Genomic DNA, 1,027 nt, shown 5'->3' on the forward strand with positions numbered 1-1,027 from the left:
GCCTGTCGGTGGTCGGCTCCTCGATGGTCGCGTCGGCCAGCGACGAACTGGACAAGTCCGTCGGCGCGGACTTCATCATCGAGCCCGACAACGGCGTGATCAAGCCGCAGGTGGAGCAGGCGGTCAAGCGGGCCAAGCACCTGGAGCACGTCAGCGACTACAAGCTCCTCGAGAACGCCACCATCACCACGCCGGACGGCAAGAAGGTCAAGGACGACCTGGACGCGGCCAGCGCCAGCTACGCCAAGGACCTGCGCTCCCCGGTGATCGAGGGCACGTTGGTGGACGCGTTCGGCAAGAACGCCATCGGCGTCCCGGAGGGCTTCGCCAAGGACCACAAGGTCGCCCTGGGCGACGTGCTCAGCGTGGACTTCAAGGAGGGCGGCACGGCCAAGCTGACGGTCCGCGTCATCACCTCGGAGGACACGGCGTTCAACAAGGGCGCGATCTACCTCGGCGTCGACACGGCCAAGGACTACATCAAGCCCGACCAGATGCCGCAGAACCTGATGATGTTCGCCGCCGCCAAGGAGGGTCAGGACCGCGAGGCGTACAAGTCGCTCAAGGCCGAGCTGACGACCTACCCGGACGTGACGGTGCGAGACCAGGCCGACTACAAGAAGCTCCTGGAGGACCAGATCGGGCAGATGCTCAACCTGGTTTACGGACTCCTCGGCCTCGCGATCATCGTCGCCATCCTGGGTGTCGTGAACACCCTGGCCCTGTCGGTCGTCGAGCGCACCCGCGAGATAGGTCTGATGCGCGCCATCGGCCTCTCCCGCCGCCAGATGCGCCGCATGATCCGCCTGGAGTCGGTCGTCATCGCCCTCTTCGGCGCCCTGCTCGGCCTTGGCTTGGGCATGGCCTGGGGCGTAACGGCCCAGAAGCTGCTGGCACTTGAGGGCCTGAAGACCCTGGAGATCCCGTGGCCCACGATCGGCGCGGTGTTCGTCGGGGCGGCGGTGGTCGGCCTCCTCGCGGCCCTGGTCCCTGCCTTCCGCGCCGGCCGGATGAACGTCCTCAACGC

1 protein-coding gene is annotated in these 1,027 nt (G+C 67.0%); it reads left to right on the forward strand.

Features of this window, described 5'->3' with window-relative positions:
* Positions 1 to 1,027, forward strand: a 1,027-nt coding sequence (locus KUM32_RS40885; protein ID WP_217146728.1) for an ABC transporter permease, incomplete at both ends; no start/stop codon positions are given.

This window comes from Streptomyces sp. AC627_RSS907 (genome assembly GCF_019049165.1).